21 protein-coding genes and 1 tRNA gene are annotated in these 24,650 nt (G+C 66.3%); 16 read left to right on the forward strand and 6 right to left on the reverse strand.

Features of this window, described 5'->3' with window-relative positions; genetic code table 11:
* The first annotated feature begins 110 nt into the window (after window positions 1–110).
* The 4 genes from plsY (at window position 111) to ABNS06_RS15885 (ending at window position 2,557) form a co-directional block, all read left to right on the forward strand.
* Window positions 111–770 carry a glycerol-3-phosphate 1-O-acyltransferase PlsY gene (plsY, locus tag ABNS06_RS15870; protein ID WP_348675578.1) on the forward strand — a complete coding sequence of 220 codons (660 nt, stop codon included), beginning with the start codon at window positions 111–113 and terminating at the stop codon, window positions 768–770.
* Between the two features lie 14 nt (window positions 771–784).
* On the forward strand, window positions 785–1,693 hold the full coding sequence (locus tag ABNS06_RS15875) for a biotin--[acetyl-CoA-carboxylase] ligase (RefSeq protein ID WP_348675603.1): 909 nt from the start codon (window positions 785–787) through the stop codon (window positions 1,691–1,693).
* The gene (locus ABNS06_RS15880) at window positions 1,690–2,439 is read left to right on the forward strand and encodes a type III pantothenate kinase (RefSeq protein ID WP_348675579.1); all 750 of its coding nucleotides are present in this window, start codon (window positions 1,690–1,692) and stop codon (window positions 2,437–2,439) included. Before ABNS06_RS15875 ends, ABNS06_RS15880 begins: the two co-directional genes overlap by 4 nt.
* A 42-nt stretch (window positions 2,440–2,481) precedes the next feature.
* A tRNA-Thr gene (locus ABNS06_RS15885) sits at window positions 2,482–2,557 on the forward strand.
* Here ABNS06_RS15885 and ABNS06_RS15890 read toward each other — a convergent pair.
* Window positions 2,536–2,907 (reverse strand): hypothetical protein, encoded by a 372-nt coding sequence (locus ABNS06_RS15890; RefSeq protein ID WP_348675580.1) that lies wholly within the window; start codon window positions 2,905–2,907, stop codon window positions 2,536–2,538. The two genes, ABNS06_RS15885 and ABNS06_RS15890, sit on opposite strands and share 22 nt — an antisense overlap.
* 184 nt (window positions 2,908–3,091) lie before the next feature.
* On the opposite strand from ABNS06_RS15890, the gene ABNS06_RS15895 reads away from it, so the two are divergent.
* From ABNS06_RS15895 to ABNS06_RS15930, 8 genes are all read left to right on the forward strand, one after another.
* Entirely contained in the window at window positions 3,092–6,691 is a 3,600-nt protein-coding gene (locus ABNS06_RS15895; protein WP_348675581.1) for a choice-of-anchor Q domain-containing protein, read from the forward strand.
* Between the two features lie 166 nt (window positions 6,692–6,857).
* Window positions 6,858–7,238 carry a DUF1304 domain-containing protein gene (locus ABNS06_RS15900; protein WP_348675582.1) on the forward strand — a complete coding sequence of 127 codons (381 nt, stop codon included), beginning with the start codon at window positions 6,858–6,860 and terminating at the stop codon, window positions 7,236–7,238.
* A gap of 6 nt (window positions 7,239–7,244) precedes the next feature.
* Window positions 7,245–7,976: a DNA-3-methyladenine glycosylase I gene (locus ABNS06_RS15905; protein ID WP_348675583.1), complete on the forward strand. Its 732-nt coding sequence runs from the start codon at window positions 7,245–7,247 to the stop codon at window positions 7,974–7,976.
* Between the two features lie 18 nt (window positions 7,977–7,994).
* Window positions 7,995–8,420 carry a thioesterase family protein gene (locus tag ABNS06_RS15910; RefSeq protein ID WP_348675584.1) on the forward strand — a complete coding sequence of 142 codons (426 nt, stop codon included), beginning with the start codon at window positions 7,995–7,997 and terminating at the stop codon, window positions 8,418–8,420.
* Window positions 8,417–9,547, forward strand: coding sequence for a zinc-dependent alcohol dehydrogenase family protein (locus tag ABNS06_RS15915; protein WP_348675585.1), 1,131 nt, complete (start codon window positions 8,417–8,419; stop codon window positions 9,545–9,547). Before ABNS06_RS15910 ends, ABNS06_RS15915 begins: the two co-directional genes overlap by 4 nt.
* Window positions 9,548–9,574: 27 nt before the next feature.
* Complete coding sequence (gene ppnN / locus ABNS06_RS15920) at window positions 9,575–10,912, forward strand: nucleotide 5'-monophosphate nucleosidase PpnN (protein WP_348675586.1); 1,338 nt, start codon at window positions 9,575–9,577, stop codon at window positions 10,910–10,912.
* Window positions 10,913–11,199: 287 nt separating this feature from the next.
* The gene (locus ABNS06_RS15925) at window positions 11,200–12,255 is read left to right on the forward strand and encodes a sensor domain-containing diguanylate cyclase (RefSeq protein ID WP_348675587.1); all 1,056 of its coding nucleotides are present in this window, start codon (window positions 11,200–11,202) and stop codon (window positions 12,253–12,255) included.
* A 64-nt stretch (window positions 12,256–12,319) separates the two neighbouring features.
* Window positions 12,320–12,913, forward strand: coding sequence for a GGDEF domain-containing protein (locus tag ABNS06_RS15930; RefSeq protein WP_348675588.1), 594 nt, complete (start codon window positions 12,320–12,322; stop codon window positions 12,911–12,913).
* An 8-nt stretch (window positions 12,914–12,921) separates the two neighbouring features.
* On the opposite strand, the gene ABNS06_RS15935 is transcribed toward ABNS06_RS15930, so the two are convergent.
* Complete coding sequence (locus ABNS06_RS15935; protein ID WP_348675589.1) at window positions 12,922–13,902, reverse strand: glutathione S-transferase family protein; 981 nt, start codon at window positions 13,900–13,902, stop codon at window positions 12,922–12,924.
* A 127-nt stretch (window positions 13,903–14,029) separates the two neighbouring features.
* Between ABNS06_RS15935 and ABNS06_RS15940 the strand changes: the two genes are divergently transcribed.
* The 4 genes from ABNS06_RS15940 to ABNS06_RS15955 all read left to right on the forward strand — a co-directional run bounded on the left by ABNS06_RS15940 (window position 14,030) and on the right by ABNS06_RS15955 (window position 17,694).
* On the forward strand, window positions 14,030–14,533 hold the full coding sequence (locus ABNS06_RS15940) for an N-acetyltransferase family protein (RefSeq protein WP_348675590.1): 504 nt from the start codon (window positions 14,030–14,032) through the stop codon (window positions 14,531–14,533).
* Between the two features lie 108 nt (window positions 14,534–14,641).
* Window positions 14,642–15,430, forward strand: coding sequence for a MotA/TolQ/ExbB proton channel family protein (locus ABNS06_RS15945; RefSeq protein WP_348675591.1), 789 nt, complete (start codon window positions 14,642–14,644; stop codon window positions 15,428–15,430).
* Window positions 15,431–15,456: 26 nt separating this feature from the next.
* Window positions 15,457–16,362, forward strand: a complete 906-nt coding sequence (locus ABNS06_RS15950) for a flagellar motor protein MotB (RefSeq protein WP_348675592.1) — start codon at window positions 15,457–15,459, stop codon at window positions 16,360–16,362.
* A 174-nt stretch (window positions 16,363–16,536) separates the two neighbouring features.
* Entirely contained in the window at window positions 16,537–17,694 is a 1,158-nt protein-coding gene (locus ABNS06_RS15955) for a YbfB/YjiJ family MFS transporter (protein WP_348675593.1), read from the forward strand.
* Window positions 17,695–17,709: 15 nt separating this feature from the next.
* On the opposite strand, the gene ABNS06_RS15960 is transcribed toward ABNS06_RS15955, so the two are convergent.
* The 4 genes from ABNS06_RS15960 to ABNS06_RS15975 all read right to left on the reverse strand — a co-directional run bounded on the left by ABNS06_RS15960 (window position 17,710) and on the right by ABNS06_RS15975 (window position 24,650).
* The gene (locus tag ABNS06_RS15960) at window positions 17,710–18,546 is read right to left on the reverse strand and encodes an HDOD domain-containing protein (protein ID WP_348675594.1); all 837 of its coding nucleotides are present in this window, start codon (window positions 18,544–18,546) and stop codon (window positions 17,710–17,712) included.
* A 213-nt stretch (window positions 18,547–18,759) separates the two neighbouring features.
* The gene (locus tag ABNS06_RS15965; protein ID WP_348675595.1) at window positions 18,760–19,965 is read right to left on the reverse strand and encodes an acyl-CoA dehydrogenase family protein; all 1,206 of its coding nucleotides are present in this window, start codon (window positions 19,963–19,965) and stop codon (window positions 18,760–18,762) included.
* A 20-nt stretch (window positions 19,966–19,985) separates the two neighbouring features.
* Window positions 19,986–21,311, reverse strand: a complete 1,326-nt coding sequence (locus ABNS06_RS15970; RefSeq protein WP_348675596.1) for an acyl-CoA dehydrogenase family protein — start codon at window positions 21,309–21,311, stop codon at window positions 19,986–19,988.
* A 132-nt stretch (window positions 21,312–21,443) separates the two neighbouring features.
* On the reverse strand, window positions 21,444–24,650 hold the full coding sequence (locus ABNS06_RS15975) for an efflux RND transporter permease subunit (RefSeq protein ID WP_348675597.1): 3,207 nt from the start codon (window positions 24,648–24,650) through the stop codon (window positions 21,444–21,446).

Raw genomic sequence — 24,650 nt, forward strand, 5'->3', positions numbered from 1 at the left:
CCGACCGACAACACCTGGACGCTGCGCATCGCCACCGACCCGGATGCCGACCGTGCCGACCGGCTGCTGGCCTGGCTTGGTGAAACGGCCGCGTTCGCCAGTCGGAACGGATGATCGAACTCGCCGTCAAGGTGATCCTGGCCTACCTGCTTGGCTCGGTCATGGGCGGGCTGGTGCTTGGTCGGCTGACCGGCATGAGCGATCTGCGCAGCAGCGGCAGCGGCAACGCCGGCGCGACCAATGCACTGCGCACCCACGGCAAGGTCTTCGGCATCTCGGTGCTGCTGATCGATGGGCTCAAGGGCGTGGTCGCGGTGACGGTGATTCCGCTGCTGCCCTGGCCGGTGACGGAATCCGTGGTGATGCCGGCGCACTGGATCGCACTCGCCTGCGGTGTGGCGGTGACCGTGGGACATATCGCGCCGGTGTTCTTCGGCTTCGCCGGCGGCAAGGGCGCGGCCACCCTGCTGGGTGTCTGTCTGGTCACCGTGACACCCGCTGTGCCCTGGGCATTGCTGAGCTTCGTGCTGGTCCTCACGCTAACCGGCTACGCAGGGCTGTCCACGCTGGTCGCCGCGCTGATCATCCTGTTTTATGTCGCCTGCGTGTCGGCGGCCGGTCTGCTGTCGCCGCTGGGCCTGTTCGCGATCGCGATGTTTGGTCTCGTGGTCTGGACGCATCGTTCGAACATTGTCCGCATGGCGCAGGGCAACGAGAGCCGCTTCGAACGCGTGATGGTCTGGCGGCGCCTGCTGGGTGGCGGACACTGAGCGACAGCATCCTCATCCGGCTTGCCGACGGCGCGTGGCACTCCGGCGAATCGCTGGCCGAGTCGGGCCGGATCAGTCGCGCGGCCATCCACAAGCGTGTGAGCAAGCTGCGCGATGCCGGCTGGCCGATCGAGGCCGAGACCGGGCGTGGTTATCGCCTCGAAGGTGGCTGGGACCGTCTGGATGCCGAGGCGCTGCGACACCAGGCGCCGGCCGGCTGGGCGGTTACCGTGCTGGACAGCACGCCCGGCACCAATGCCTGGCTGGCGCAGCAGGACTTCTCCGGGCCGAGGCTGGTGCTCGCCGAACAGCAGACGCAGGGGCGCGGGCGCCGCGGCCGGCAGTGGTTTTCGCCGCCAGGGCTCAATCTCTACGCGTCCGTTGACTGGCGCTTCGATTGCGCGTCCTCCCAGCTCGGGCCGCTAAGCCTCGTGGCCGCGGTATCGCTGGTCGCCGCGATCGGCCATCCGGGCGTGCGCATCAAGTGGCCCAACGATCTGCTCGTCGACGGCGCCAAGCTGGCCGGCATTCTCATCGAGGCCAGCGGCGAGCTGGCCGGCCCGGTGCGGACGATCATCGGCATCGGCTGCAATGTCCGCATGCGCGGTGATGCCGATCTGGGGCAGCCATGGACCAGCCTGCTGCAACTCGGCGATGCACCGTCGCGCACCGAGCTTGCCGCCCGGTTGATGACCCGGCTCGACGCCGATCTGCGCCGCTTCCAGGCCGAAGGTTTCGCGCCGTTTCTGCCGCGCTTCCAGGCGCTGGATGCGCTGGACGGCGAGGCTATCGGTGTCGAGCAGGGTGGGGGGCATCGTCACGGGATCGCGCGTGGCGTGAACCTGCAAGGTCAACTTCAATGCGAGTTCGGTGGCGGCATGGAAACACTGGCATCCGGTGAAGTGAGCGTGCGTCGGTCATGAAGTGGCTTCTGGATCTGGGCAATACCCGCTGCAAGTCGGCCTGCTGGCTCGGCGGCGAGTTGCTGGAACCTCGCAGCGCCGACTGCGGAGAGGATGCGGTTGGCTCGGTGCTGGATCAGCTTGCGCCCGGCGTGGCGCCGGCGGCGATCTGGGTCAGCAGTGTGGCCGGACAGGCCGTCGACGCGGCGGTGATCGCCTGGTGCGAGCGCCGTGGCTGGCCGGAGCCCGTATTCGCGCGCAGCCGTTCGCTCAGTCTGGGCGTGCGTTGTGCTTATGCCGATCCGAGGCGGCTGGGCGTGGATCGCTGGATGGTCGTGTTGGCCGCGGCGGCCACCGGCCGTGACGCCATCATCGTCGACGCCGGAACCGCCTGCACCATCGACGCCGTGACCGCTGAGGGCCAGCACCTGGGCGGCCTGATCCTGCCCGGCGTCGCGCTGGCGCGGCAGTCGCTGAACCAGCGTACCCAGTTCAAGGCCGACGACGTGACCACCGTGCCGCTGCCCATCGTCGGCGACGACACCAATCCGGCCGTCACCGTCGGCGCGGTCCACGCCCTGCTGGGCGCCATCGAGCGCGTGCGTCGTCAGCTCGGCTGGAGAGCCCCGCTGTGCGTGCTGACAGGTGGCGAAGCGCCGCTGCTGCAACCGCATCTCGGCGATGAATGGGAGCTGCGGCCGCACTACGTGCTGGAAGGTGTCGCGCGCCTGGCCGACGCGGCGGACGCTCCCGGCGAGTTTGGTTAAACTACCGCCCCCGCGGCGGCAGGCCCGCCGCGGCATTCCCATGCCGGTGTAGCTCAATTGGTAGAGCAACCGCCTTGTAAGCGGTAGGTTGGGGGTTCAAGTCCCTCCTCCGGCACCAGTTGGTGTCGCCTCCATTCCCTCATGGCCCCGGGCGCGGACGAGCGACCCGCGCAACTGATGGTCCAAGCGATATCGACGCGGCAGCGTGGATCGGCCTGGGCCATGGGCCTGTCCCGATTGCAGTCGGCGGAGCTGTGCTCGCAGCGCGGCGTTGTCCGCCCGCACCATGGCGATGGACGCTTCCGCCCGTCGCAGCGCGGCTTCGTAACGACTGACGTCGGAGTTCTCGGGCGCGGTCTCCGTTGTAGCGGCATCCGGCCCGGCGGGGGGCGGCTCGGGGGCGAGTCTCGCGCTGACCGGCACCAATCCCAGCAACCCGGTCACGATGATCAACGTGGCGGCTTTCATGCGTCCTGCTCCGAAAGCGATTGACCGATGGTGATCGGCGGTCACGCGGCAATCTGAAGGACGGTGTCACAAAAAATTCATTGGCCGCTCCGGTGCGGCTGCATCCGTTTCGCCATGTGGCCCGAACTCCCTGGCAATCCCTTCGGGGGATTGATCTGGATCCAATTCGACTCAGGGAGTTGAGATGACTAAGAACGACAAGCGCGCCGCCCGCGGAGCGGCGCTTCTGGTGTTGGGAGGGCTGGCAGCGCCTGCATTTGCGACGACCTACGTCGTGGACACGCTGGTCGATGCGAATGTGGCCGATGGTCAGCTGAGTTTGCGGGAGGCGCTGCTGGCGGCGTCGTCCAACGCGGCGGTTAACGATGCCGCGGCCGGCGACGTGGATGGCGACAGCATTCGTTTCGCCAGCGCGTTGAGCGGCGGCACGATCGCGCTGACCGCCAGCCTGCCGACGATCAGCGATGACGTTGCCGTGGCCGGCGACGTGACGCTGAGCGGTGAGGGCGCCTTTCAGATCCTGGCGGTGGATGCCTCTGGCGAGCCGGTGTCGCTGTCCGACCTGACCCTGGCCAATGGCACGGCGGTCAGCGGTGGCGCGCTGACCATCGCCTCCGGTTCCAGCGTCGCGCTCAACGGCGTCACCGTGCGTGACAACGTGGGCACCGGCGCGGCGGCGACCAACGGTGGCGCGATCGACAATGCCGGCACGCTGAGCGTGGCTGGCGGCAGCTTCCTGCGCAACGCGGCGATCGGCGCATCCGGTTCCGGTGGCGCGATCATTTCCAGCGGCAGCCTGTCGGTGTCCGGCACGACATTCAGCGGCAACACCGCGAATCGCGCTGGCGGCGGTATCGAGATTGCGTCCGGCCCGTCAACGACGCTGACCAACGTTGATGCCTTTGGTAACGAAGTCGGCACCAGCCCCGGCAACGGCGGCTTCCTGCACATCAGCGGCGCCGTGGACTCGACGGTGGAGGGCGGAACGTTCTCCAACAACATCGCGGGTCAGGAAGGCGGTGCGCTGTGGAACAACGCCGGCACGATGACCATCAATGGCGCCAGCTTTGTCGGAAACGCGGCCACCGGCCCGGGCACTGACGACGGTGCGGGCGATTTGATCGGCGAGGATGGCGGCGGTGCCTTGTTCAATCAGGGCGGCACGATGATCGTGTCCAACGCGGTCATCGACGGCAACACGGCCCTCGGCGTGAGCGCCACGGGTGGCGGCATTCTCAACAACGGTGGCGTGCTGACCGTCAGCGACTCGATGATTCGCAACAACATCGCGAATCGCGCCGGTGGCGGCATCGAGGACAACGCGCGCGAAGTGGCGACGACGGTGACGCTGAACAACGTGACCCTGTCCGGCAACGGCGCCGGCGTGGGCAACGGCGCGGTGGCCAATCCGGGCAACGGTGGCGCACTGCATGTGTCCGGTCCGGGCACCATCCAGGTGGTCGGCGGCATGGTCACCGGCAACACCGCGGCACGTGAGGGCGGCGGCCTCTGGAACGGATCCGGCCCCATGACCGTGGACGCTGTGGTCTTCACCGCCAACGCGGCCAACGGTGACGCGGGCGACGATGGCGGCGGCGCGCTGTTCAACCAGGGCGGCGACATCACCATCACCGGCGGCACGGAAATCAGCGGCAACAGCGCGCTGGGTGCATCCGGTTCCGGTGGTGGCATCTTCAACAACGAAGGCACCGTGACCATGACCGGTGGCTCGATCACCGGCAACGTGGCGAATCGCGCCGGCGGTGGCATCGAGGATCGCTCGACGTTGAACGACACCACGACCGGCGTGCCGACGATCCTGCTGACCAACGTCGCGCTGGACGGCAACAGTGCCGGCGTGACGCTGGGCTCGCTGGTGGCCGTGGCGGCACCGGGCAATGGTGGTGGTCTGCACATCACCGGTGACGGTGGTGGCACGTTCGGCGGCTTTGTCTCCGTGGTTGGCGGAACCGTGAACAACAACGTGGCCGCGGCCGAAGGTGCCGGCCTCTGGAACTTTGGTGCGCCCAGCATCCTGGCCGTCGACGGCACGACGCTGGATGCCAACGATGCCCAGGGTGACGACGCTGACAACGGCGGCGGCGCGCTGTTCAACAATGGTGGCGTGATGACCGTCGCCAACGCCACGATCACCAACAACGTCGCCTCGGGTGTGTCCGGTTCCGGCGGTGGCGTGCTGAACTTCAACGGCACGCTGTCCATCACCGGCTCCACCCTGTCCAACAACGGCGCCAGCCGTGCGGGTGGTGCGCTGGAGGATGTGTCCACCATGTCGGCGACCACGGTGACGATCACCGAATCGACGATGGCCAGCAATCTGGCCGGCAACAACCCCGGCAATGGTGGCGCGCTGCACATCACGGGCGGTGCCAGCACGGTGACCGTGGATCGGTCCACGGTGTGGAACAACGTCGCCAACAACGAAGGCGGTGGTCTCTGGGTGTTCGCGGGTTCGACGTTGAACCTGTGGAACAGCACCGTGTTCGGTAATGGCGCCGTGGAGCAGGACGGTTCCGGAACCCGCAATGAAGTGGGTGGCGGCCTGCTGCTCAAGCCGGGCGCCATCGTCAATGCCGTGAACGCGACCATCGCGTCCAACATGGCGACGACCGAGGGCGGCGGCGTGTTCCTGGAAGATGCCACGGCGAGCTTCGGCGCGACCAACACGCTGATCGGCGACAACATGGCGACCACGGCGGCTGATGTCTCCGGTGCGGTCGATGGCGGCGGCTACAACCTGGTGGCCGATGCTTCCGGTGCCACGGTCAGCGGCCCGGCCAACGTCACCGGCGTGCCGGCGGGTCTTTCCATGGACGGCTTGCAGATGAATGGCGGTCCGACGATGACGGTAGCGCTGACCAGCGGTCCTGCCGTTGATGGTGGTCTGAATGCCACCTGTGCCGGCATGGCCATCAACAATGTCGACCAGCGTGGCGCGGGCTTTACCCGTCCGTTCGATGGAGACGGTGACGGTAGCGCGACCTGCGATATCGGCGCGTACGAAACCACCGACAACCCGCCGGTGGCGATCGTGGCCAATGGCAACACCGGAAATGGCGGCGGCGTGAGCTTCGCGGCCGGTGAGCAGGATGTCGCGGCCATCGGCATGACCGTGAACAACGGCTCGGCGGAGGCTGTGAATGTCACCGGATTCTCCGGCACCCTGAGTGGCAGCGGTGACTTCGACGGTGACATCACCGCAGCGGACGTCTACATCGACGCCAACGGCAACGGTGCGGTGGATGCCGGCGAAAGCACGGTGCCAGCGACCGTCAACATCGACGGTGTCGCCGGAACCTTCGTCGTGACCTTCACGCCGGCGCGTTCGGTGGCGGCGGGTTCCAGCGAGGCCTACGTGGTCGCGGTGGACTTCAGTTCCAGCATTGCCTGGCTGGCGGCGCCGATGTTCGCGGGCAGCGGTCTGATGCTGCTGGGCCTGATGGGCGTTGGCGGCATGTCCCGCCGTCGTCTGCCGCTGGCGGCTGCTGCCGTCGTGGCTGCCATCGCGCTGGCTGGCTGTGAGGGTGACAACGGCGCCAACGGCGCGCGCGGCGCTCAGGGCCTCCCGGGGCCGGCCGGTCCGCAGGGCCCCGTCGGTCCGCAGGGTCCGGTGGGTCCGCAAGGGCCGCAGGGGCCGGCGCCGACCAGCACCACCTATCAGTTCACGCTGACGGCTGTGGATGCGGCCGGTGCGGATTCGGGGCTGGTGGTCCAACCGTCCGGTCTGCCGACCTCCGGTCCGGTGATCACCATCATCGACTAGGCAGGAACTGGGGAACCAGTAGCCTCCGGCGCTTCGGCGCCGGGGGCTTTTTCGTTGCTGGCGTCGCGTCAGGACCGAGGCTCCCGCATAATGCCGCCAAATCATGGACGCGGCGGTACACAGTCACCGGATCGTCCATGCCGATTCGAAGCTTCGGGGAGACGCCATGCTGACCATCGCGCTGATTCCGGCCGGACTGGCCGCGCTGTTGCACGGCGTGTTCTTCCTTTTCGAGTCGGTGCTGTTCAGCCGGTCCACCGTGCAGCGACGCTTTCAGATCGCCTCGCCCGAGGCGGCCGAGGCCGCGCGGCCCTGGGCGCTGAATCAGGGCTTCTACAACCTGTTTCTCGCGATCGGTCTGGTGGTCGGCATGATCCTCGCGGCGATGGGCAACACGGCCACGGGCGTTCCGGTCATCGTCGTTTGTTGCGCGGTGATGCTGGGTGCCGCGATCGTGCTGGCTGTCTCGGATGCGCGGATGCGTCGCGCGGCGCTGCTCCAGGGCGTGCCGCCGCTGGCGACGCTGTTCCTGCTCTCGATCGCCTGAACCGCGATGGCGCAGTACGAATCCTTCGAACGGATCTACCAGCGCGCCTGCAAGCGCAAGGGCGGTGCGGCGGCCGTGGATGCTCTGCTGCCGCCGGTATCGACATCGGAGGAACTGGCCGCGACGGCTGACGATCGCTACCTGAGCCTGATGACCAAGCGCGTGTTCCAGGCGGGATTCGCCTGGCGCGTGATCGAGCAGAAATGGCCGGGTTTCGAGGCGGCGTTCCGGGGCTTCGATCCCGAGCACTGCGCGGCGCTGGACGGTCCCGGGCTCGAGGCGCTGGCCGCCGACGCGCGCATTGTCCGCAACCGGCAGAAGATCGGCTCGGTGCCGCGCAATGCCCGGTTCATGCTCGACATCGCGGAGACACATGGCAGCTTCGCGCAATGGATTGCCGACTGGCCGACCGATGACATCGTCGGCCTCTGGCGCGAGCTGTCACGGCGCGGCAGCCGGCTTGGTGGCATGAGCGCCTGCATCTTCCTGCGCATGGCCGGCAAGGACAGCTTTCAGCCCACCGGCGATGTGGTCGCGTTGCTGATCGCGAACAACATCGTCACCAAGGCTCCGACCTCGCGGGCCGAACTCGCCGCCTGTCAGGCCGCGTTCAACGACTGGGCCGAACAGGCCAGTCGCCCGCTGTCGCATGTCAGCCGGATTTGCGCGCTGTCGGTGGGCGACAACTGGATGCGTGCCGACGAGCCGCCCCCACCGTTTCTTCTGGACCCCGAATAACTCACAGGACCGCCTGGCATGTCGACGGCCGACGATTACCCGCACCAACTGAAGATCCCGACCCGCTGGAAAGACAACGATGTCTACGGACACGTGAACAATGTCGAGTACTACAGCTACTTCGACACGGTGATCAACGACTATCTGATCCGCCGTGGCGGGCTGGATATTCACGCGGGGCCGGTCATCGGTCTCGCCATCGAGACCGGCTGCAAGTTCCACCGGTCGCTGGCCTTCCCGGAAATGGTGTCGGCCTGCCTGCGCGTGGATCACCTCGGTAACAGCAGCGTGCGTTACGGCATCGGCCTGTTCGGCGAGACCAGCCCGGGCCCGGCGGCCGAAGGCCATTTCGTTCACGTGTTCGTGGATCGTGACACGAGACGGCCGGTCCCGATTCCCGATGCGCTGCGTCAGGCGCTGCAAGCTTTGGAGATGACGTCATGAGAACAACACGTGCCGCCGTGCTGAGAGAGATGGGGGCCGCGGCTCCCTATGCCGAGAGCCGACCACTGGAGATTCGCGAGGTGGAACTGGCGCCGCCCGGCGCCGGTGAGGTGATGGTCCGTGTCCGCGCCGCCGGCCTTTGTCACTCGGACCTGTCGGTCATCAACGGTTCGCGCCCCCGCGTGATGCCGATGGTGCTTGGCCATGAGGCCGCGGGCGAGGTCGTCGAGGTCGGGCCCGGCAACAGCAAGCTCGAGGTGGGCGACCATGTGGTGTTCTCGTTCGTGCCGGTTTGCGGGGAATGTCCGGCCTGTTCCGAAGGCCGGCCCGCGATGTGCGCTCCGGGCGCCGTGGCGAACGCCGGCGGCAGTCTGCTCAGCGGGTCCAGGCCGTTTCATGACGAGGCCGGCGAACTGAATCACCACCTCGGGGTGTCGGCGTTCGCCGATTACACGACCGTGTCCGCGAAATCCTGCGTCATGATCGATCCGAGTCTGGATTTCAAGATCGCCGCGTTGTTCGGCTGCGCGGTCATGACCGGGGTTGGCGCCGTTGTCAACACGGCCAAGGTGCAGCCCGGAACCAGCTGCGCGGTCTACGGTCTGGGCGGTGTGGGTCTGGCGGCGCTGATCGGGGCGCGTGCGTCCGGGGCCAATCCGCTGGTCGCGGTGGACCTGTCCGATGACAAGTTGGCTCTGGCGAAGGAACTGGGAGCCACCCATACGGTGAACGCCGCCGACCCCGACGCGCTGGACCAGGTGCGTGCGATCACCCACGGCGGCGCGAACACGGTGGTGGAATCGGTGGGCAGCGCCAAGGTGCTGGAGACCGCCTATGCCGCGACCGGTCGCGCCGGTACCACGGTCACCGTCGGGCTGCCGCATCCCAAGGCGCGACTCGACATTCAGGCCGTGAGCCTGACCGTGGACGAACGCGTGCTGCGGGGCAGTTACATGGGCTCGGCGATTCCGAGTCGTGACATCCCGCGCTTCATCGCCATGTACCAGGCGGGGCTGCTGCCGGTGGATCGCCTGATGTCCCACACACTGGAACTGGATGACATCAACGCTGCCTTTGATGTGCTCGATCGGGGTGAGGCCGTGCGTCAGGTGGTGCTGTTTCCCTAGGCGCGGTGATCAACAAGGCTTGACGAGATGGATGCAGACATTGGGCCCAGCGGGCCGCTGAGGTTGTTGTCACGCCGCGAGGTCGCGGCGCTGTCGTCGACCGAAGCCGGGGGGCTGCACGAGCAGTTCCGGGCTTGCGCGCTGGCCGTGCTGAACATTGGCAGCGAGCTGGATGACGCGGCCGCGGTGATGGCTCGCTACGCCACCTTCGACGTCCGGGTTCGGGAAGAGCCGCGGGGCATTCGCCTGCAGCTGGTCAACGCGCCGGACGAGGCGTTTGTCGACGGTCGGATCATCGAGGGCATTCGCGAGCACCTGTTCAGCGTGCTGCGTGATCTGGTGGCCGCCGCGGCCATTCCGCAACTGGATACGCCGGCATCGATCACCGACGGCGTGTTCGAGTTGTTGCGTAACGCCGGTGTGATCCACGCTGGCGAGCGCTCACCGCTGGCGGTGTGCTGGGGTGGGCATGCCATCGCGCGCGAGGAATACGACTACTGCAAGGAGGTCGGTCACGCGATGGGGTTGCGCGGCATCGACGTCTGTACCGGCTGTGGGCCGGGAGCGATGAAAGGGCCTATGAAGGGCGCCGCGGTCGGGCATGCCAAGCAGCGCCTGCGCGAGGGGCGCTTCCTGGGCGTGACCGAGCCGGGAATCATCGCGGCCGAACCCCCGAATCCGATCGTCAACGAACTGGTCGTGATGCCGGACATCGAGAAGCGCCTGGAGGCCTTCGTGCGGCTCGGGCACGCCATCATCGTGTTCCCGGGTGGTGTCGGCACCGCCGAGGAGATCCTGCATTTGCTGGGTATCCTGCTGGACCCGCAGAACGAGGCGATACCGTTTCCGGTGATTTTCACCGGCCCGTCCAGCGCGCGCGCCTATTTCCAGCAGCTGCACAGCTTCATCGGCGCCACGCTGGGGCAGGCGGCGCAGCGGCTTTATCGCATCATCATCGATGACCCCGTCGCCGTGGCGCGCAGCGTCGCCGAGGGCACCAGTCAGGTCTTCGACTGGCGGGAGAAAGCCCGCGATGCCTTCGGTTTCAACTGGAAGCTACGCATCGACGGGCAGTTCCAGACGCCGTTCCAGCCCACCCATGAGGCGATGGCGGGCCTTTGCTTGCACCTGGAGCAGTCGAGCAGCGATCTGGCCGCGAATCTTCGCCGGGCCTTTTCCGGCATCGTCGCGGGCAACGTCAAACCGGCGGGCATCCATGCCGTGGCCGAACACGGGCCCTTCGAGCTTCGGGGCGAGCCGGCGATCGCCGCCGAACTCGACGCATTGCTGCGCAGCTTCGTGGAACAGCGACGGATGCGACTGCCCGGTGCCGAGTACGTGCCCTGTTATCGCATCGCAAGCTGACGTTCAGCGCGCGGCGGATGCCGCGCACGTGACTGACACCGCCTTGTTCACCCCTGGCGGGGACGCGTCAAGTTGTCCGATCCTGTCGGTAACGGTCACGAACGGCGCACAATTGGCGTTGGTCAGACCATGATGCCGGTGGTCGGGTCGTATGCCAGCGCCAGACCGTGTTCAGGTACCGTTGTGTAAATTATGTGAAGACGGCGTTCGTCCGTCGAAACATGACGACTGACCGGGCAGAGGACCCGGTGCGGTTAATGGGCGGCGGAGACCGGCCCGAGCGGTAGTTGAGTCAGTACTCCATGGAAAATCTGATCGAGTCCGTACAGGAACTGATACGGCACGAAGTGAATGATGTTCACGGCATCAATCTCGATGAGGTCGATTACAGCCTGCAACGTGTTCTTGGCCTCGTTGCGGGCGGTACGGCATGCAAGTGGGCATGGTTGTCGATGGTGGTCGGCGACAGGCTGGTGCCTGTGGCGGCGCACGGCTGTGCATCGGAATTGAGGGAACGGTCCTCGTCACCGGAATGGGCTGTGATCGATTCGGGCGAGCCGATCCGTGTGCATGACCTGGACGATCTGGACGACAACGGGAACAGCTTGTTCTCGGTGCAGACGCGGGACGTCTGTTCCGCGGCGATTTATCCGGTGTTTTCCGGGCACCAGGAAAAAACGATCGGTGTGCTCGCCGTCGCCCATGATCGGCCGCGCACGTTTCCGCGCATGCAGCAGCGGGTGATTCACGACGGCGTTCGCGTGATCGAGGACATGCTGGCGCTGCGGCGCGATTCCATCCGGGATCCGCTCACCGGCTGTTTCAATCGCCGCCACTTCGATCGCCAGCTCGTCAATGAATGGCGTCGCGCCAATCGCAATCATCTGCCGCTAAGTTACGCGATCATCGACGTGGATCACTTCAAGCCGTTCAACGACACCGCCGGGCATTCGGAGGGTGATCAGGTGTTGCGCCGTATCGGCGGGGCGCTGTCGGCGCGTACGCGGCGGGCCGGCGATCTGGTCTGTCGTTACGGTGGCGAGGAGTTCAGTGTGATTCTGCCGAACACGCCCGGTGACGCGGCGGTCATGCTGATGGATGAGTTCCGCCGCGCGGTACAGGAAATGGGCATTCCGCATCCCGCGTTCGACAGCAGCCCAGTCACGATCTCGGTCGGCGTGTCCTCGGCGTCGAGCTTCGAGGACGTGATGAACAATGACACCCAGTTCTACATGAACGAGGCCGATCAGGCGCTTTATCGGGCGAAACAGGCCGGGCGCAATCGCGTGGTCGCGGCCTGGCTTGACGAGTCTGACGTTCAGACCATGGTCGGCGCCTCGTAGACTTCCCCGCGCAGCGGGGTCATGCTCCGCTGGTGCGCTTCCATCCCGTGTTGCGAGACCGTCCATGCAGAATCTGAGCAAGGTCAAACAATGGCGCCGGGCCGTTGATCCTGCCGTCGAGCTAGCGGGGTTCGATCACCGCACCGGTCTCGCGGGCCGCGAACTGTTGTTGCAGCGGCTCGATCAGCAATGGGCGTTCTGCACCAAGCAGCAACTCAATATCTGCCTGCTGGTGATCAACATCGGTCGTTTTTCGCTGGTTCGCCGGCAGACCGGCGCCGAGGTCGACAACACCCTGATTGCGGTCGGCAATCTGGTGTCACTGGCGCTGCGGCGCAGGGCCGATTTCGCCGGGCACATCCGGGTGGGCGAGTTCTGCGCGCTGTTGGCCGACGTGCAACCTGGTGGTGCGCGTCAGGTCGCCGAGTCCATTGTGAGCTCGGTGCGTGAAGCCCGGATTCCGTTGCCAGGCGCTCCCGGCGAGACAGTGCGGGTTTCCGTCGGCGGCGCCTGCTTCGTGCCGACGCCGCATCATTTCTCCAAGACGCTGCTGAGCCAGGCCGACCAGGCGCTGGATGATGCCCGTGGCAACGGCGGTGATTGCGCGGTGGTGTTCGGCATGAACGACCACCCGGACATTGCCCACGGCGGCTGGTAGCCATCGCGTCAGCCGAGGCGGTCCCGTCCGTGCGGGGCCTCGAAATCCAGATCCGGCCCGATCGGCACGATGCCGGTCGGATTCACCTGCGGATGACTGCCGTAGTAATGCCTGGCCACATGGGTCAGGTTCACGGTGTTCCGGATGCCCGGCCACTGGAACAGCTCCCGCGTGTAGGGCCACAGGTTGGGATAGTCGACCAGCCGGCGACGGTTGCACTTGAAGTGGCCGTGGTAGGCGGTGTCGAAGCGGACCAGCGTGGGGAACAGCCGCCAGTCCGCTTCGGTCGGTGCGTCGCCGGTCAGGAAACGACGGTCGCCCAGCCGGGCATCCAGCCAGTCCAGTGTGTCGAACAGGGGGTGGACCGCCTCGTCGTAGGCGGCCTGCGTCGACGCGAAGCCGGCCTTGTAGACGCCGTTGTTGACGGTGTCGTAGATCCGCTCGTTCAGTGCGTCGATCTCCGTGCGCAGCGGGGCTGGGTAGTAGTCGCCCGGGGTGGCGCCGACCGCGTCGAAGGCGCTGTTGAACATGCGGATGATCTCTGAGGACTCGTTGCTGACGATGGTGTTCCGCTGCGTATCCCACAGTACCGGCACGGTCACGCGACCGGTCATGTCCGGGTCCGCGGCGAGGTAGACATCACGTAGCAGTTCATGGCCCATGAGCCGGTCGCCGGTCACACCGGCGCCGGGCTGGAACGTCCAGCCATCGGCACCCATGTGCCAATGCACGACGGAGACGTCGATCATCGACGTCAGGCCCTTCAGGGCGCGGAAGATCAGGGTGCGGTGCGCCCAGGGGCAGGCGTAGGAGACGTACAGGTGATAGCGCCCGGGCTCGGCCGGAAAGCCGCCATCGCCGCTGGGCCCGGGCGCACCATCCGGCGTGACCCAGTGGCGAAACGCCTGTTCCTGCCGCTTGAATCGACCGCCATGCCGGTCGGTGTCGTACCACCGGTCATGCCATTCGCCGTCGATCAGTAAACCCATGGAATCAATGTCTGGTTCGGATGTAGCCGAGACGCTAACGAAGATGGCCGCGTGGCGCACGGTCGTGTTCAGTGCGGGCATACTCCGTCGGGTCGCCAGCCACTGTCCGAACGGGGCCTGATTCCACATGTCCGATTGCCAACTTCGCGATGCCGTGGAGGCCGACGCGCCGACCATCGCGGCGATCTACAACCCGTTCATCACCGATACCGTCGTGACGTTCGAGGAAGACACGCTCGGTGCCGGGCAGATCGCCGCACGGGTGCTCGGGGTGCAGGATCAGGGCCTCCCCTGGCGCGTCGTCGAGCGCGACGGTCAGGTACTGGGCTACGCCTACGCGGGGCTCTGGCGCGCGCGTGCGGCCTATCGCTTTGTCGCCGAGAGCGCGATCTACCTCGGCGAGGCGGCGCGTGGCCAGGGCGTTGGCACCCTGCTTTACCGCGACCTGTTCGATCAGCTCCGGGCGCGTGACATGCGCATGGTCATGGGGGTGATCGCGTTGCCGCATCCCGCCAGCGTTGCATTCCACGAGCGCCTGGGGTTCGAGTGCCGCGGCGTGTTTCCCGCGGTGGGTTACAAGTTCGGTCGCTGGATCGATGTCGGCTACTGGCAGCTGGATCTCACGCGCTGAGCGACGCCTGGCCCGGCTATCGGGATCGTCACCCTCCGGTTCAAGAGTCCGCGGCGGCAGCCGATAGACAACAGCAACCCGGACAGCACGAACCCACAGGCGGCACTCATGGATCTCGCGACCCTCATCGGTCTGATTGTTGGACTCGTCCTCATCATCGGATCCATGGCCGTGGGTACCGGTATCGGTCCGTTCATCAACGTGCCCGGGATGATCATCGTGATCGGCGGCGCCTTCTGCGGCACGCTGATCCGCTTTCCCATCGGCGAATGCTTCAAGGCATTCGGCACGGCGACCAAGACCGCGTTCAAGTTCAGCGCCGTCGACCCCTACGAGCTGATCGAGACCGTCAAGGAGATGGCCGACACCGCACGCAAGAAGGGCATGCTGGCGCTGGAGGAAGTCGAGGTTCCCGATCCGCTGCTGGGCAAGGGCATCCAGATGTGCGTGGACGGTCACGACGCCGCGTTCATCAAGGACCTGCTGGGCAAGGAGATCACCGCGTCAATCAAGAGCGCGGAGATGGGCGAGAAGGTCTTTCGCGCCATGGGCGATGCCGCCCCGGCGTTCGGCATGATCGGTACCCTGGTTGGCCTGGTGCAGATGATGGCCACGCTGTCCGACCCTTCCGGCATCGGTCCCGCCATGGCCGTGGCGCTGCTGACCACGCTCTATGGCGCCATGCTGTCGAACATGGTGTTTCTGCCCATCGCGGACAAGCTGGCAATGCGCGCGGAGCAGGAGATGGATACTCGCGTGTTGATCGTCGAAAGCGTCATCGGACTGCGTGAAGGCACCAGCCCGAGGTTGCTGGAGCAATGCCTCAAGGCCTGTCTGCCGGAAGGCAAGAACAGCAAGGCGGCCAACGACGACAAGGCCCCCGCGGCCGCCGCCTGATCGGCGCAGGCTGACGGACTATTCCCGTGTTCGCAAAACCCAAGGAGAAGAAGAAGGGAACCGACGTCCCGCTGTGGATGGCGACCTTCGCCGACATGATGTCGCTGATGATGTGCTTTTTCGTGCTGCTGTTCGCGCAGGCGAAGATGGACATCTCCAAGTTCGAGGCGGTGGTTGGCTCGATGCGTGAAGCCTTCGGCGGCGTGCAGTACATCAGCAAGCGGGACGACGCCCAGCAGGGCCTGGAGACCGGAATCATCTCAGGCACCGGGCACAACAGCACGCCGACCCAGCAGGTCCGGACCGTCGAAAAGGTGGTGTCCACCACCGCCGGCGAGGCGCTATACAGGAAGCTCAAGGAAGGCCTGAAGGAGGACATCGAGATCGGTCGCATCATTCTGGAGCGTAACCGCGACCAGGTCGTCGTCCGCTTTCCCGAGCATGTGTCGTTCCCGTCCGGCAGCGCGCGGCTGGTCAACGGTGCCGGCGACCTGATTCATCGCGTGGTCAGCCTGATCGACGCCAAGTCGCAGCAGGTCACCGTGGCCGGTCACACCGACGACGTGCCGGTGCATCGCGGCGGCGGGTTCTCCTCCAATTGGGATCTGTCGGCCGCCCGCGCTGTGTCGGTGGTCGAAGAGGTGATCAAGGTGGGTTCCATCGACGAGTCACAGCTTGTCGTCAGTGGTTACGGGTCGTCGCGGCCGCTGGAGCCCAATGACACGCCCGAGCAGCGATCCCGCAACCGGCGTGTGGAAATCATCGTCGCCTATCGCCAGGACATCGACGACGAACCTTCCGATCGCGCCGTGCTGGAGTCCACCCAGGACTCCGCGCCGCCTACCGATGAATTGCCTCCCGCGGATGATCAGTCCGGCCAGCGCTCCGGCACGTTGTGGGATAAGCTGGCCCGTGAGGAGGAAGCCGGCTGAAGGGCGACCCATCGGGTCGCGATGCTCGCGCCAGCTCGCGATTCCTCGCGACCGGGACAGGTCGGCGGACAACCTGACGACGGGCAAATGCCGGCGGGATCGGCGACAATCCGCCGCCCTGTTCGATAACCCGATCTCTTGATGACCCTGCGAGCGACAAGCCGCCGCCAACGAATGGCCGCTCAGACGCTGGGGTTCTGCGCCACGCTGGTCGGAATCGCGCTGGGACGGTTCGCCTATCCGCCGCTGATTCCGGAGATGATCCAAGCGGGCTGGCTGACACCCGCCGAGGCCGCGCAGGCCGGCGCCGCGAATCTTGTCGGCTATTGTCTGGGTGCGATTCTGACGCTGGTCGCGCCGCGCTCGGAACGTCATTCCCTGATTCCGACGGCACTGGTGTTTGTGGTCATCAGTTTTCTGGCCTGTGCCATTCCGCTCGGTCTCTGGTGGATGAACGCGTGGCGATTCGTCTGCGGGATGGCAGGCGCCTGGCTCATGGTGAGGGGCGTTAGCGCGGCGCTGACCGCGGTGTCGCCGCTGGAGCGCGCGCGCGTCAGTGGGGTGACCTTCACCGGAATCGGGCTGGGTACGCTGCTGACGGCCGGGGTGGCCACCGCGCTGCCGTGGATCGGACCGACCACGGCCTGGTTGCTGATGGCCGGGCTGGCCGGCCTCGCGGCGATGATCGGCCTGCGCGGGTGGATCGTGATGCAGGCCGAGCGTCCGACGGAAGTGGGCGCCTCGCATGGCGTCACTCCGCGCGGATGGTGGCTTGTGGCGCCGGTCCTGGTGATCGGCGCCTACGCATTCGAGGCGGTCGGGATTGTTCCCCACGGCGTGTTCTGGGTCGACTTTCTCGTGCGCGAACGCGGGATGAGCCAAGGATTCGCCGCCGTTCAGTGGTGGATCGTCGGCTTCGGGTCGTTGATCGGACCGACCGTCATCGTCCGCATGGCCGGACGCGTGGGCGTGCCGATGATGTTGCAGGCCTGCTACGCCGCCACGGCGCTGGCGGTCGTGGTGCCGGTGGTAACCGGCCATCCGGTGACGCTGACGCTATCCAGTCTGGTCATCGGCGCACTGGTGCCTGGCGCGGTGTCGATGACCTCCGCGGCGCTGGCCGAGATCGCCGGTGCCGCGGCGCATGCCCGCTGGTGGGCGGGTGCGACGGTGGCCTTCGCGATTGGTCAGGCCAACGGGGCGGCGATCATGGCTGGCTGGTACGGGCGGATCGAGCAATACGTGCCGCTGTTCGTGGCCGGGGCGGTAGCAGCCGGCATCGCGTGGATACTTGCGCTGGTGGCCCAGCAGGTGCCGCGTCGGTTGTCCTGAGGCGGGCGTTGTCGATCAGGATTCCAGCAGCATCGTGTCCAGTCCGTTGGACAATTCGTTGATCGGCGGCAGGCTCCAGACCTGATCGATGCGGATGCCGACGCGGTTGAGGGTGTATCCGTTGACCGGCGGTTCCATGCGGATTGCCGAGGCCGCCGCGAGCACCGAGCCCACCGCGACGATGGCGCCCAGCGGTGAGAAGGGTTCGGCGTTGTCGGGGTCGCCCGCGGCGCGCAGTCCGTCGGACAGTTCCTTCGGAAATTTCCAGTGATCGGCGAGCAGTGCGCTGGTCGATGCGAAATCCAGTCCGACGATCTTGCGCTCCGATTCAGCGCGGGCGGGCGTGCAGTAGGGCTCGCAACCGTCGAGCTGGAACAGCTCCATCGGTTTTGCCCAGCGCAGCAGCAACTCGCCCACCGGGTAGATGATGCCGGCCGCGAAGGCCATTTCCGGCTCCACGGTTTCGCTGGAGGCGCTCTTCTGGCCGAGTTTGGCCAGCTCGCGCGAGGCGACCGCGGTGAAGACCGCATGCCGCCAGAACCCGGGCTTGTCCATGCCGGGCGGGGTCTGCATCGATCCGATCAGGCCGCAGCCAACGACGAGATTGCGCACGCGTTCGAAGCCGAGGTGCATGACGGCATCACTGATGCTGCCAATGCTGCGGCTGCGGTGAAAATAGGCTGAGTTCGCCAGGCGCAGCACCTTGGCGCTGATCACCGGATCGGTTTCGATCAGCCCTGCGATGCGTGCGGTCTCGACGTCTTCCTGCTGGAAGGAGGACATCAGTTCGTGCACCACCTTCGGGACGGTGGGCAGTTTGTTGGCGTGGGCAAGAAGCTGTTCGGCGGACATGGCGTGAGACCTCTGGGTTGCCTTGTCCTTATCGGCGGCGATATCAATGTCTTGAATGGCCCCGACGGGCGGGGTCAGTACGTCCCGAGGATTCTGTTCGCGAGCAGCAGCGCGGTGGCCCGGTGTCCGGGATGTGACATGAGAACCCGCGGTGGAAATGAAATGCCCGCCTAGTCGGCGGGCATCCCAGTCTACCGTTGGTGGCGTGTTTGCCTATTTCAGTTCGGCTGAGGACTTGCCCAGCAGGCGCCGGGCGATGATGAGCTGCTGGATCTGCTGCGTGCCCTCGAAGATGTCGAGGATCTTGCTGTCGCGCGCCCACTTCTCCAGGAAGCTGTCCTCGCTGTAGCCGAGGTTGCCGCAAAGCTCTACGCACTTGAGGCTGATGTCGACGCAGGAGCGTCCCGCCTTGGCCTTGGCCATGGACGCCTGCAGCGAGTTCGGCTTGCGGTTGTCCGCCATCCAGGCGGCTTCCATCATCAGCAGACGGGCGGCCTCGAAGTCCGCTTCCATGCGGATGAAGTCGGCGGCCGCCGCGGTCTGTTTGGTCGCAAGCTGGTCGTAGTCGATGACGACGCCGGCGTCTTCCAGCACCTTGCGGGTTTCCTCCAGTGCCGCACGGGCCAGGCCGATGGCCATCGCCGCGACCAGAGGACGGGTGTTGTCGAAGGTCTGCATGACCCCGGCAAAGCCCTTTTCCACGTTGACCGTCGGGTCGCCCAGCAGGTTCTCCGCGGGCACTCGGCAGTCCTTCAGCACGAAGGCGGCGGTGTCGGAGGACTTGATGCCAAGCTTCTTCTCCAGACGCACCAGTTCGAAGCCGGGCGTGCCCTTCTCGACGACGAAGGACTTGATTGCGGCGCGGCCGACGCTCTTGTCCAGTGTTGCCCAGACCACGACCAGATCGGCGCGATCGCCTGCGGTCACGTAGATCTTCTCGCCGTTGAGAATGTACTCGTCGCCATCCTTGACCGCGGTGGTGCGGATCGCCGCCGAATCGGAGCCGCAGCCCGGCTCGGTGATCGCCATCGCGGCCCAGCGGCCAGCGAAGCGATCGAGTTGTTCGTCGTTGGCGACCGAGGCGATGGCGGAGTTGCCCAGGCCCTGGCGCGGCATGGACAGCAGCAGACCGACGTCGCCCCAGCACATCTCGATGATGCCCAGCGCGGTGGACAGGTTGCTGCCGTTCTTGTTGCTGCCGTCGTCGGACTTGTCGCGGCGCACGCCCGCGGCACCGGCACCCTGGCCGCCGCCATCGTTCATGCCGTCGACCAGCGCGGCGAGCATGTCCAGTTCCTTGGGGTACTCGTGCTCGGCGAGGTCGTACTTGCGCGAGTTGGCGCGCAGCACTTCCTTGGAGACCTGATGCGCCTGGCGGACCAGGCCGGTGAATTTCTTCGGGACTTCGAGATTGATCATGATTGTTTTCTCCGCGGCGCTCAGACGAGCAGGCCGCCCTCCATGACGCCGATGGCGCGCAGGTCGCGATACCAGCGCTCGACCGGGTATTCCTTGGTGAAGCCATGGCCGCCGAGCAACTGCACGCCGTCGGAGCCGATCTGCATGCCCTTGTCCACGCACAGGCGGCGGGCCACGGCGGCCTCGCGGGCGTAGGCCTTGCCACGTTCGGCCAGACTCGCGGCGCGCAGTGTGGTCAGGCGCATGCCTTCCAGCTCGATGGCGATGTTGGCGACCATGAAGGCCACTGACTGGCGGTGGCTGATCGGTTCGCCGAAGGCCTGTCGGTCGTTGACGTAGGGAATCACGTAGTCGAGCACGGCCTTGCCGGTGCCGATGGCCATGGCGCACCAGGCCAGACGGCTCAGGCGGACGCATTCTGTGTAAGCGTCGGTCGCGGCCTTGGCGCCGTCACCGAGGCGGGCGGCGGTCGGGACGACCACGCCGTCGAGTTGCACCTGCCCGGTCGCGGCGGCGCGCAGGCCCATCGCCGGATCCGGAGCGATGGACATGGTCGCCGGGTCGGACTCGACGACGAACAGCGCCGGGCCCTCGCCTTCGACCATGGCGCCGATGATGAACAGCTCGCAGGTGGCGGCGTTCGGGACCAGAGACTTGATGCCGCTCAGCGACCAGCCACCATCCACCGGCTTGGCGACGGTTGCCGGTGACATCGGATCGAACAGCGGAACAGGCTCGGACAGCGCCAGCGCGGCGACCGGTGTGGTCTCCTCCGCGAAGGCGGGCAGGTACTTGCCCTGTTGTTCCGCGTTGCCCCACAACACCAGGGCATTGCTGACGGCCGACGGCGCCAGGCAGGCGAAGGCCAGCCCCATGTCGCCGTGAGCCAGCGCCTCGGCGACCAGTACATTGGTGACCGTGCTGCGTTCGGTGCCCGCGCCGCCCAGTTCTTCCGGGATGCCGAGGATGGCGATGCCCAGTTCGTTCGCCATGTCCAGCAAATCCTTCTCGGCGGAGCAGGCCTCGTTGGCCTCTTCCGCGGCGGGTCGCAGGGCCTCGTCGGCGAAGCGCTGCGCGGCATCCTGCAGCATGGCCTGGTCTTCACTGGGCGTCAGATCGAACAGACCGGGGTCGCCGGCGCTGGGCAGGCGTTGGGCGCGGTCCGGCTTGGGGCCGCCCTTGAAGCTGCGCGCCGCGGCGGCGGCGACGCCGAATCCCGTGCGCGAGGCGTGGTAGATCGCCCGTTCACTCTGCTTGCGAACGCCCAGGCGGTCGAGCAGGGTCCCGCCGGCGAGGCGGTTCAGTACGCGCAGTCCGCGCGCCATGCTCTGATCTGCAATGCTCATGTGTCGTGGTCAGCCAATGCGTGAGGCACGGACACTAGCGTTCGGGATGCCCGCTGTCCTTGCCCTGGCTGCCTTGTCGACACCGGCAGTCAAGCCAATGTTGCGGCGCACTACTGCGCCACCCGGGAGGTTTTACGCCAGTTCGTCTTCGGTTTCCGGATGCTCGGCGCCGCCGAACAGGCGGGTCAGGAAGTCACGGAAGTCCTCGATGACGAGGTAGATCGCCGGCACCAGGATGAGGATGATCACCGTGGCGAAGAGGATGCCGAAGCCCAGGCTGATGGCCATCGGGATGATGAATCGCGCCTGCACCGAGGTTTCCATGATCATTGGCGCGAGCCCGAGGAAGGTGGTCAGCGATGTCAGCACGATCGGGCGGAAACGGCGCTGGCCGGCCCGGATGATCGCGTCGCGCTTGCTCAACCCCTCCGCGCGGTACTTGTTCGCCGCGTCGATCAGCACCAGCGAGTCGTTCACGACCACGCCGGAGAGCGCGACAATGCCGAACAGCGAGATGAAGCTCATCTTGTAGTCCAGCAGCAGATGCCCCCAGATCGCGCCGACGATGCCGAACGGGATGGCGGACATCACGATGATCGGTTGCAGATAGCTGCGGAAGGCCATGGCCAGCAGCACGAAGATGCCGATCAGCGCGAGCTGGAAGCCGGTGAAGATCGCGGTCTGGGATTCGGCCTCGTCGCGGTTGGCGCCTTCGAAACTGAACTGCAGGCCGTGAAAGCGATCCTGCAGCGCCGGCAGCACGGAGCCCGCGAGCTCGGCGATCACGTCGTTGGTCTGGGTGACGTTGGCGTCGACCTCGGCGGTGACGTTCAGCACCCGGCGGCCCTGGTCCCGGTTGATGGTGGTGTACGCCTGGCCGCGTTCGACCCGGGCGACATCCGACAGCGCGGCCAGTCCCCCGCTGGGCGTGCGGATCAGCAGGTCCTCCAGCGTCGCCTCTTCGGCGCGTTCCTCCGCCGGCAGACGCACCATCACCCGCACCTCGTCGCGGCCACGCTGCTGGCGCAGCGCCTCGGCGCCAAAAAAGGCTCCACGTATCTGGCGGCCGACCTCGCTGGAGGTCAGCCCCAGCGTCTTGCCGGCTTCGGTCAGCGTCACGTTCAGCTGTTCCTTGCCGCCGGAGTAGCCGTTGTCGATGTCGGACAGCCCGGTGAACTCGCGCAGCTTGGCGGCCAGCATGTCCGCGGCCGCCTCCAGTGTGTCCACGTCATGGTGCTTGAGCTGAACGGTCAGGTCGGCGCCCGCGCCCGGTCCGGTGGTGTGAACGAACTGGGTGCGGTCCACGCCCGGAATCCGCTGCACCTTTTCCCGCCAGCGGTCCGAGAACTCCTGGGTCTTGACGTCGCGCTCGCTGGCCGGCGCCAGTGTGGCCTGCACGCTGATCAGGTGGCTGGACCCCAGGCCGTCGCCGGGCCGGTAGGCCTGCGAGAGATTCGGCTGATCGCCCAGCACTGTGATGACCGCGTCGACGATGCGGGCGTCGTCCGGGTATTCGGCCAGCGTCTCGTGCATCGCCGCCACGGTCTTGTCCAGGGTGTCCCGGGTCAGCTCGATGTTCGAGCCGTAGGGCACCCGCACGTTGGCAAAGATGAAGTCGGCATCGATGTTGGGGAAGAACTCGGTCTTCACGCGCGCGCCCGCCACCAGTCCGATGGATGCGAAGAACACCGCGATGCCGGTGGCGATGGAGATGGTCCGGTGCATCGTCGCCCAGCGGACCACCGGCGTGTAACGGTGCTCGATCACCCGGTCCATCCATGCGGCGACACGATGCTGCAATCGCACCAGGAAGCCCTCGATGCCGGTGGTGCGCGGATGTTTCGAATGGGCGAGGTGGCTGGGCAGGATGGCCAGCGACTCGACCAGCGACATCAGCAGAACGCAGATCACGATGGCCGGCAGCACCCGGAAGAAGTTGCCGGCCGGGCCGGGGACGAACAACAGCGGCGAGAATGCGACGATGGTTGTCAGCACGGCGAACACGACCGGCGCACCGACGCCGCGCACCCCGAGGATCGCGGCCTTCAACCGTCCGTGCCCCAGCTCGCGCTGGTGGTAGATGTTCTCGCCGACGATGATCGCGTCGTCGACCACGATCCCCAGCGTCACGATGAACCCGAACAGCGAGATCATGTTGAAGCTGACGTCCATCGCCGGCATCAGCAGCATGGCGCCAAGAAACGAGATGGGAATGCCCAGCGTGACCCAGAACGCCAGTCTGGGTTCCAGGAACAGCGTCAGCAACACGATGACTAGCACGAACCCGAGCAAGCCGTTGCGCAGCAGCAGGTTGATGCGGTCTTCGTAGAAGACGGAGTCGTCGTAGACGGTGTCCGCGCGCAAACCTTCCGGCAGCTGGCCGTTCAGCTCGGTGGTGTAGTCGCGCACCGCGCCAGACACGCTGATCGGGGTCTGGTCGCCCACGCGGAAGACCTCCAGCATCACCGCGGGGTCGTTGTTGAAGCGGGTTTCCAGGTAGGAGCTGTCGGAGAATCCGTCGCGGATGGTGGCGATGTCGCCCAGTGTGAGTACCGTGCCCTCACGGTTGGTGCGCAGCGGAATATCATCGAACTCGCGTGCGAAATCGCGTCGCTCGTCCATGCGGACCAGCACCTCGCCGCCCTCGGTGCGGATGGCGCCGCCCGGCAGCTCCACGGCGTGACTCTGGATGCGGTCGGCGATCTGCGGCAGCGACAGACCGTAGGCGTGCAGGGCGCTGGACGACACCTCGATGGCGATCTCCCGGGGCGGCGCGTTGGTCAGCACGACCTCGGTGATGTCTGGGCGGTTCAGCAGGTCGGTGCGGGCGCGCTCGGCCAGATCCCTCAGGGTGGCGTGATCGGTGTTGCCGTGCAGCACCAGCGTGATCACCTTCGTCTTGATCGCCACCAGGCTGGTGATCGGCCGCTCCGCGTCTTCCGGGAAACTGGTGATGCGGTCCACCGCGTTCTTGACGTCGGTCGAGACCTTGTCGGGGTCATAGCCGGACACGATCTCGGCGACGACTGTTCCGGCACCCTCATAGCTGTGGGATTCCACCGTCTTGACGCCATCGATGCCGCGCACCGAGTCCTCGATCGCCAGGATCATGCCCTGTTCGACTTCCTCCGGGCTGGCGCCCGGGTAGGCGATGTCGATGGTGATGATGTCGGCGTCGAATTCCGGAAACACTTCCTGCTTGACGCCGCTGCCGATGATCCAGCCGCCGATGATCAGGACCAGCATCAGCAGGTTCGCGGCCACCGGGTTGGCCGCCAGCCAGGCCAGCGGGCCGCGCATCCACTCGGGTTTGCGGCCGGTTGATGAAGGCGCGTTCAT

The sequence above is a fragment of the uncultured Abyssibacter sp. genome, from assembly GCF_964000955.1.
Taxonomy (GTDB): Bacteria; Pseudomonadota; Gammaproteobacteria; order Nevskiales; family OUC007; genus Abyssibacter.